This window comes from Leptospira vanthielii serovar Holland str. Waz Holland = ATCC 700522, from assembly GCF_000332455.1.
GTDB lineage: Bacteria > Spirochaetota > Leptospiria > Leptospirales > Leptospiraceae > Leptospira_A > Leptospira_A vanthielii.
Map to the genome: position 1 here is coordinate 5,001 of NZ_AOGY02000080.1, position 7,170 is coordinate 12,170.

Genomic DNA, 7,170 nt, shown 5'->3' on the forward strand with positions numbered 1-7,170 from the left:
GCATCATGGAAATATTGAGTTTAGGCGATTATCGGAAGGCAATGGTGGTAGAAATAAAAACGAACTGGCGTTAGGGCATCGCGAGCGACGATTGTCGGTGAGAGAATGCGCAAGATTACAAACTTTTCCTGATGACTTTAATTTCGTACAAAGGAATAAAGATTCGAAAGGATATTACGTGAATGCATCAGATGCATATAAAGTAATAGGAAACGCAGTACCTCCTTTATTAGCATACCATATTGCGGACAGATTAAATACAATTTGGAACAATCTATTTAAATGAATATAATTCCCAAAGAAGAAAATTCAATAGAAAGTTTGTTTAATAAGGCAAAACAGTTAATCAAAGTATTTTTAGAAAATAAAAAATCGATTACAGATATAGAAGGAAGCAAGTTCGAATCTATAGTCTTTGATTTTCTAAAAGAAGCAGCTATCGGTACAACTTTTGAAGGAAAAATAGACCTCATTTCTGGCCAAAAATTTCCTGATATCGTTATTAATAATAAGATAGGATTAGAGGTAAAGACTACTAGATCTAAAAACTGGAAAACAACTGGCAATAGTGTTTTTGAGGGTACCCGAGTCGATGGCATAGATGATCTATATTTAATCTGTGCGAAATTAACGAAACCTTATGATATTTTAATTAAACCTTATGAAGATTGTTTAACTGAGATTGTCGTCACTCATTCACCCAGATATTTAATTGATATGGAAATTGACCCAATGGATTCAATTTTTAATAAAATGGAAATTTCGTATGATGATTTAAGAAAGTCAGAGAATCCAATTCGACCAATCATTGATTATTATAAAAGTAAGTTAAAAGACGGTCAGTCTTTGTGGTGGATTGATGAAGATAATACGGAGAAAAGAACTTTAACGGAATCAAATCTTGTTATGCAGGTTTGGAATACTTTAGAATCCAATCGGCGGGCGTATTTTTGTGCCCTTGGCTTTTTGTTTTTCCCTGAGCTTATATCGAATAGTAAAAATGAGAAATATAGTCGATTTTCTCTTTGGTTGGTAACATCTCAAAATATTATTTGTAACAATGTTCGAGATATCTTTACAGCAGGCGGTATTGGCAATATTGCTGAGCTAGGCAATAAAAGTATGTTTTCGAAAAATAAATTTCCAAGAATTCTCATTAATCTTTTCCAAAATTTAGAGACTATCAAGGAAGAAATTGAGAATTTAACATTTGAGGATTTTTCACATCATTGGAAAGACTATAGAAAGACCGATTCACCGAAAGAATATTGGATATCGGAAATTAAACGGCATATCGATTCAGATAATTCATATTCAGTAACAATGAAGCAAAATATAATTAAGCAAATCCGGAGAAAGTTAAATATAACTTAGTGTATCATGTAGATTATGCGTTTGATTTTTTTATCCCAGCACTGTCTACAATTACCGCACTTACCACCTAATTCATAAGACCGACAGAGAATACCTTCAATATCTTTACTAAAATTGCCTTTAGTCACGACAAGGCTTGTAGATAAAAAAGGATGGCTCGATGCAATGTTGATTTTTTGAGAAGAAAGTCTGATGTTTAAATTATCCGGTAGCAAAGGAAAGTTTTCTAATGTGTCTTCGACGATATTAACTTCCTGAGTTGGTAGCCAAAATTGAATTTCTGGACAAGCTTCGGCAACTTTAATAATTTTTTCGAGATGCCAGGATCCCTGCAAATCTCCACTATCATGCCATCTGAAATGTTTATACGGCTGCAATTTTAAGAGCGTTACCATTGCATCAACCCACCGTTCATCTTTCAGAGAATTAAATCTATTTAGTAAACTATTTTGAACATTGCCGATTCGATATTTACCTTTGAATGTATAACAAGAATTACAAACAGAATCAGACTTATTCCTTAATTTACTACCTGTCTTACAGAAATCAGATGGGATCGAATAAGAGTAGCATGGCATTTTTGATGGAGATGAAAATCCTCCGACTATATTCCAGGCAGGATTTGACTTAAGTGTAAACTTTGAGGTGATTCGTTCACTTTGCATGTTTAAATTTGTATTCTATCAAATTATAGATACAGCCTAATAAATAAGGATTTATTTGCGATATAAATTTTAATTCGGTTGATTCGTGAATTAGTAAACCCTCCACTGCGTTAGGGATCGACCGAGCGCCCTCGTCGAGGAAGAGCCCGTCCCTTTTACTAAAAAAATTTAAAACACATATCCAAATCGGGAACGCCCTTATCTCTTGAATTTATTCAGAGGACCGGGTTGGTCGAACCATTCGCAGCGACCCATAGGGAGCGAGAATGCGAGTTTGGCGGAGCGAAAGCCTAGCTAAAACTCGTCTGGCCCGAAGGGACACTGTGCATCTGTTGTCACACCAGTGGCATGGCAGAGTAGCTACGTTCGGTCGGGATAACCGCTGAAAGCATATAAGTGGGAAGCCCACCTGGCCTATAGGTCACAGGAGTAAGTTCAGTAATGGATTCAGCCAAGTGATACGAATCGCCAGAGCTTGACCATATTACAATATACACGTGTTAACGTGTATGTATAGAATGCATTGTTTGTTCATTTACATGTCGTATACATTTGTTGGGAGACCTTTCGACTTGGATGTGATAACGGAAATTAGTGAAGAAATTTCCTAAAAATAGAATCGGTTCTTGAGCCAATTGCAGTTAAAATAGAGTTGCTTGTTCGTCTTAATGTTCTATAAAATAAGGAATTGACCTGAAATTTATTGACCAATTTAGAATTCAATGGAGCGGGGCATACCAACATGTCAAAGATAGTTTCAAATTCGTTAAGGAACATTTTTTCCGCAAATAGTATTCAATTGTCCTTTTTCACTCTTTTTATTTTCAGTTGCGCAGATACAAAGTTGAACAACCCTTGTGATCCTTCATCTAACGACTATGCTACTGGGTTTGTCCTAAAAATTACAACAAACGATAGAAATGCTTATTGCGAAATCAATATTCGGAATGAGGTTAATTCAGCATCATTCCCTTGTAGTACCTGTCGGATTTTTACGACGGCGGTCCCATACACTGGTGCTTTGGGAGGCGCTTCCGGCGCAGATAACAAATGTGCCAATGATGCAAATAAACCAACCACAGGAACCTACAAAGCCTTTCTTTCTGATACGATTGCAAGAAGAGCCTGCGTTACCCCCAATTGTGGCGGCGGTTCTTCGGAACACCTCGATTGGGTTATGCAACCAAACAAAGATTATGTTCGATCCATTGGTGCTGTGGTTATTGGAAAAACAGACAGCAATGGATTATTAACAACACAAACGAATGCGGTAACAGTATCCAGCGTGACAACTTGGCTTGGGTTTAATGCAAATTGGACAACAGAACCCATGCTTCATTGCAGTGATTGGATTGATGGAACAGGGGCAAGTACAGGAACACTAAAAGACCAAATTACAACTCCAATCATTGGAGCTGCCAGCAATACTTGTGGTAATTCCCATTCACTCGTTTGTGTAGAGCAATAGAAAAATGATAAGATGGTATCCTCTCGTGTAGTTAGGACTGCTTGATCGTAATAAAATATAAAATCAAAACGAATCGTAAGCAATCAAACCGAGCCACATCGTCATCAGCGGTAAGACGAATATAAATAATTTAAATTTTGAATCGGGAATTTTAGGTCCGAAGATAGCGTGTAATGCCAGCAAAATTCCAAGCACAACTCCGACTGTAAGTGGGAGTATCGTCATACTGATAGAACTACCGATGATCCAAATCGTGGCCGGAATATGTACCCCCATTCGCAACGCCCAAACATTTTTTTCACTCATAGCGTTGATGGAGGCAACATCAATCAAGGCATCACAAAAAATCCATGTATAACCAGCCATCCTTACAAATTCAGGCGCCGGTAGTGTTTGGATCACAGGAGCAAGAGCAATGTGATAGACAATGCCCATACAGTTTCCGAGCCAGAGTCGTCCACTTTTTTTGGCAACAAACATACTAATCCAACCTAAACAGGAAAGAATGGCAAAAAAACTAATATAGTGATCGTGTAGTAAACTCATTGGAAATTCCTCTTTTTGGGTGGTGATAAGACATGCTGTTGTGATTCATTTACACAACGGGGTAAATTGAGATTTACCGGCGCTCATCACGTTAGTATTTAGACAAAGTATATAGCATGCTATGAAAAATAAAGAAGATTTTTTTTGGAAACCGGAGTCCACTCCTACTTTTTGGATCAACCAAGCGTCTCGGTTGCTTATGTGGCATTTTGAACAGAAGTTGCGACCATTTGATTTTGGTATGGCATACCTACCTGTTCTCACAGCACTTGAAGAGAATGGCGCACTGTTACAAAAGCAGCTCGCTGAAATGGCACATGTAGAACAGCCTACGATGGCGGCGTTACTCGTGCGTATGGAACGTGATGGGTTGATTCTTCGTGGGGCACATCCAACAGACAAACGTGCCAGTTACATTTCGCTTTCGGCAAAGGCGAAAAAGCGTCTGCCAGCTGTGAAAGAACAAATGATGGAAGTCGCCGAAAAAGCAACGGCAGGGTTCACTGATGGGGAACGCAAACTATTTGTCACTTTACTGCAACGTGTAGTTACTAACTTGGATTAATAGGGTTTTGATGAGAGATATTTAAAGGCAGTCTGCTTCTATAGCAAGAAAATCGGTGAAGAATTTTATTTTGATCCCAGTCCTAGGATTTGTATCCTAAAGACTGAAATCAAAAGTTTAAAGGGAACTTAGTTCCAGTTGTTTGTCTTTGGTTTTGCGATGTTTACTTTCATTTCGCGGTTAGGAATGTTTTTTCCATTCAAATCGCTAATTGCTTTGTCTGCATCACCACGTTCTTTCATTTCGATAAAGCCGAAACCTTTAGAATTACCAGAATACTGGTCCATAATGATTTTTGCAGAAGTTACTGCGCCGTGTGCGGAAAAAAGTTCGTTTAACTTTCCTTCCGTCATTTCATAAGAAAGGTTACCTACGTATATGTTTACTGACATGTGATGTCCTCAAAATTTTATTTTTGATTCTTCAATATTGAAAATTTAAATACAACTAACCCATACGGGAGATCGGGTAAAAACTCAACGAAAATGCAGGGGAAAACTTAAGAAAGAGATCAGAATGCAAGAAAGTGGGGACTACTCTAGTGGTTAAATGAACGATAGTGCTGTGAATCAATTACCATTAATAGTTAGCTACATTTCTTTAGCAAGGAGAATTTTAAAAAATATCGATTAACGAATGTTTTTTGTGAAATCAATGCGGAATATCTGGCGGTTGTATCCTTTCAATCCTCTGCCAACTCCAAAACATCCTGAACAAGATTCCTTGACTTTCCGTTGACTGGATGGTCATAATAAATGTGGATTTTGTGAATACCAAAACTGAATCTATAGGAGTTTCTAATTATGTGGACTTTTAATTCAGCTGCCGGCACGACAACTGCTCAGGGATTGGGGATATGGCTGCTTGTATTTGCAGCACTATTTATTTTTAATGAATTTGCCAGACGTTGGAAATGGGCAGGTTTTTTTAGTTTTATCATTCTTCCTACATTTCTTTCCATTCTCTGGTTTTTCTTTATGAAGGAACAAACCTATACTGATTGGTTTCACCTAGTAAAAGTATATTCTGCTACTGCGGGTTGTATTATCTTTTGGGCAATTAGACATATTCAGAAAAAAGATGCCAATGGCAAGGTAACTTGGCGCTTAGCGGATGTTAAAATTGCCCTTATTTTCCCTGCTCTAATTTTGGCAGTGAATATAATCGAAGCAGTCACACGTGATTTCCAAGTAGGCAAAATCTATTGGAACAATTTTTCTGGGCCCATCGAGGGTGAAGGTACGGGAGTCCTTGGTGGACCTTGGAACTATATGAACGCCATGGCAGGTATTCTTAACACTATTACAATCACTGGTTGGTTTGGTATTGTAATCCGAAAGGAAACGGAATCGGACAAAAGTCGTGATATGATCTGGCCTGATATGCTTTGGTTTTGGATCATTGCTTACGATCTTTGGAACTTTTCTTATACATACAACTGTATTCCGACACATTCTTGGTATGCAGGTTTGGCACTTTTAGTTGCTCCAACCCTTTGTGCATTCACCATAGGAAAGGGTGCATGGTTACAACACAGGGCACAAACACTTGCTATTTGGTGTATGTTTGCTCAGACGTTCCCATCGTTTTTGGATTCTGGTGCCTACGTAGTTCGTTCCACATACCAACCTTGGATCTATAACTCCGTTTCTGCGATTGCCTTAGTTACCAATGTGGCTGTATTCGGTTATATGGTGTATAAGTGGGTAAAAACAAAACGAAATCCTTACACTGCCGAGATATTCACTGACTTAAGTGAGTATAAAACCATTAAAGCACTTGCCGAATAATACCGCAAATTCCTCCTTGCGTTAAGGATTCGTAGGGCTTGGTCACCTGCCATCGTTAGATGGTGGGGGACGGTAGCGTATGCGCACCCCAAAGAAACCTGGCCCTTAATAGAGTTAAACAACAAAATGACAAAATAGGGAATTGATCCGTCATGAAAATTAGTAAAAATATTTTACAATTCTTGTCTGAATTGAAATTGAATAACAACAGAAATTGGTTTATCGAAAACAAAGATAGGTTTACTGAAATTCAAAGTGAACTGATCTCCCTCACAGGATATTTATTATCTGAAATTGAAAAGTTCGATCAAAGTGTCAAAGGTGTCGATCCCAAGTCCTGTATTTTTAGAATGGTAGAATCAAATTTTTAACGCAACACCGATAATCTAATGAATAAGGTGTTAATAAATGAATCATTATACAAGAATTAATTTGAAAGAAAGGGAAGTAATTGCTGAGATGCGATTTAAAGAGGAAAGTATTAGAAGTATAGCTAAGATACTGAATCGAAGTCCTTCAAGCATTTCCAGAGAATTATCTAAAGGTTATTCAAGAAATTCTTTCATTAATTATTCAGTATCAAATGCTCAAATCATTTCACAGAAGAATGAAAGTTCCAGAAATTCTGGTAAAATAAAGTTGCAAAAACATCCAAATTTACGAAAATTTATAAAATCTAAATTAGAACTTAAATGGTCACCAGAGCAAATAGAGATGTCTTTAAAAGAAAATCTGCCAAGCGGAATTACAGAATCAGTTTCC

The 7,170-nt window shown here is 37.5% G+C and carries 10 protein-coding genes (1 of these 10 cut by a window edge); 7 read left to right on the top strand and 3 right to left on the bottom strand.

Features of this window, described 5'->3' with window-relative positions:
- Positions 1–286, top strand: partial view of a DNA cytosine methyltransferase gene (locus tag LEP1GSC199_RS19845; protein WP_039927568.1) — the final stretch only. It extends 989 nt beyond the left edge of the window; 286 of the gene's 1,275 nt are visible here — the last part of the coding sequence; its start codon lies beyond the left edge, outside the window; the stop codon is at positions 284–286.
- On the top strand, positions 283–1,374 hold the full coding sequence (locus LEP1GSC199_RS19850; RefSeq protein ID WP_002991423.1) for a hypothetical protein: 1,092 nt from the start codon (positions 283–285) through the stop codon (positions 1,372–1,374). Before LEP1GSC199_RS19845 ends, LEP1GSC199_RS19850 begins: the two co-directional genes overlap by 4 nt.
- Here the strand turns inward: LEP1GSC199_RS19850 and LEP1GSC199_RS19855 are convergent.
- Positions 1,371–2,039, bottom strand: coding sequence for a GP88 family protein (locus LEP1GSC199_RS19855; protein ID WP_002991431.1), 669 nt, complete (start codon positions 2,037–2,039; stop codon positions 1,371–1,373). The two genes, LEP1GSC199_RS19850 and LEP1GSC199_RS19855, sit on opposite strands and share 4 nt — an antisense overlap.
- A gap of 844 nt (positions 2,040–2,883) precedes the next feature.
- Here LEP1GSC199_RS19855 and LEP1GSC199_RS19860 point away from each other — a divergent pair.
- The gene (locus LEP1GSC199_RS19860; RefSeq protein WP_232420860.1) at positions 2,884–3,507 is read left to right on the top strand and encodes a DUF1554 domain-containing protein; all 624 of its coding nucleotides are present in this window, start codon (positions 2,884–2,886) and stop codon (positions 3,505–3,507) included.
- A gap of 63 nt (positions 3,508–3,570) precedes the next feature.
- On the opposite strand, the gene LEP1GSC199_RS19865 is transcribed toward LEP1GSC199_RS19860, so the two are convergent.
- The gene (locus tag LEP1GSC199_RS19865; RefSeq protein WP_002991411.1) at positions 3,571–4,053 is read right to left on the bottom strand and encodes a hypothetical protein; all 483 of its coding nucleotides are present in this window, start codon (positions 4,051–4,053) and stop codon (positions 3,571–3,573) included.
- A 121-nt stretch (positions 4,054–4,174) separates the two neighbouring features.
- Between LEP1GSC199_RS19865 and LEP1GSC199_RS19870 the strand changes: the two genes are divergently transcribed.
- The gene (locus tag LEP1GSC199_RS19870) at positions 4,175–4,618 is read left to right on the top strand and encodes a MarR family winged helix-turn-helix transcriptional regulator (RefSeq protein ID WP_002991420.1); all 444 of its coding nucleotides are present in this window, start codon (positions 4,175–4,177) and stop codon (positions 4,616–4,618) included.
- A gap of 128 nt (positions 4,619–4,746) precedes the next feature.
- Here the strand turns inward: LEP1GSC199_RS19870 and LEP1GSC199_RS19875 are convergent, their stop codons facing one another.
- Positions 4,747–5,010, bottom strand: a complete 264-nt coding sequence (locus LEP1GSC199_RS19875) for an RNA recognition motif domain-containing protein (RefSeq protein ID WP_039927570.1) — start codon at positions 5,008–5,010, stop codon at positions 4,747–4,749.
- Positions 5,011–5,421: 411 nt separating this feature from the next.
- Between LEP1GSC199_RS19875 and LEP1GSC199_RS19880 the strand changes: the two genes are divergently transcribed.
- From LEP1GSC199_RS19880 to LEP1GSC199_RS19890, 3 genes are all read left to right on the top strand, one after another.
- A complete protein-coding gene (locus LEP1GSC199_RS19880) occupies positions 5,422–6,408 on the top strand; it encodes a DUF5692 family protein (protein WP_002991414.1) in 987 nt (328 codons plus the stop codon).
- A 152-nt stretch (positions 6,409–6,560) separates the two neighbouring features.
- Complete coding sequence (locus tag LEP1GSC199_RS19885) at positions 6,561–6,779, top strand: DUF2461 family protein (RefSeq protein WP_002991406.1); 219 nt, start codon at positions 6,561–6,563, stop codon at positions 6,777–6,779.
- Between the two features lie 37 nt (positions 6,780–6,816).
- The coding region (locus tag LEP1GSC199_RS19890; protein ID WP_002991428.1) for a helix-turn-helix domain-containing protein at positions 6,817–7,170 on the top strand (354 nt) is incomplete at its 3' end.

What these genes read in the sequence shown, in the direction of transcription:
- LEP1GSC199_RS19850 (WP_002991423.1), top strand. Translation starts at nt 283, where the DNA reads ATGAATATAATTCCCAAAGAAGAAAATTCAATAGAAAGTTTGTTTAAT.
- LEP1GSC199_RS19855 (WP_002991431.1), bottom strand. Translation starts at nt 2,039, where the DNA reads ATGCAAAGTGAACGAATCACCTCAAAGTTTACACTTAAGTCAAATCCT.
- LEP1GSC199_RS19865 (WP_002991411.1), bottom strand. Translation starts at nt 4,053, where the DNA reads ATGAGTTTACTACACGATCACTATATTAGTTTTTTTGCCATTCTTTCC.
- LEP1GSC199_RS19870 (WP_002991420.1), top strand. Translation starts at nt 4,175, where the DNA reads ATGAAAAATAAAGAAGATTTTTTTTGGAAACCGGAGTCCACTCCTACT.
- LEP1GSC199_RS19875 (WP_039927570.1), bottom strand. Translation starts at nt 5,010, where the DNA reads ATGTCAGTAAACATATACGTAGGTAACCTTTCTTATGAAATGACGGAA.
- LEP1GSC199_RS19880 (WP_002991414.1), top strand. Translation starts at nt 5,422, where the DNA reads ATGTGGACTTTTAATTCAGCTGCCGGCACGACAACTGCTCAGGGATTG.
- LEP1GSC199_RS19885 (WP_002991406.1), top strand. Translation starts at nt 6,561, where the DNA reads ATGAAAATTAGTAAAAATATTTTACAATTCTTGTCTGAATTGAAATTG.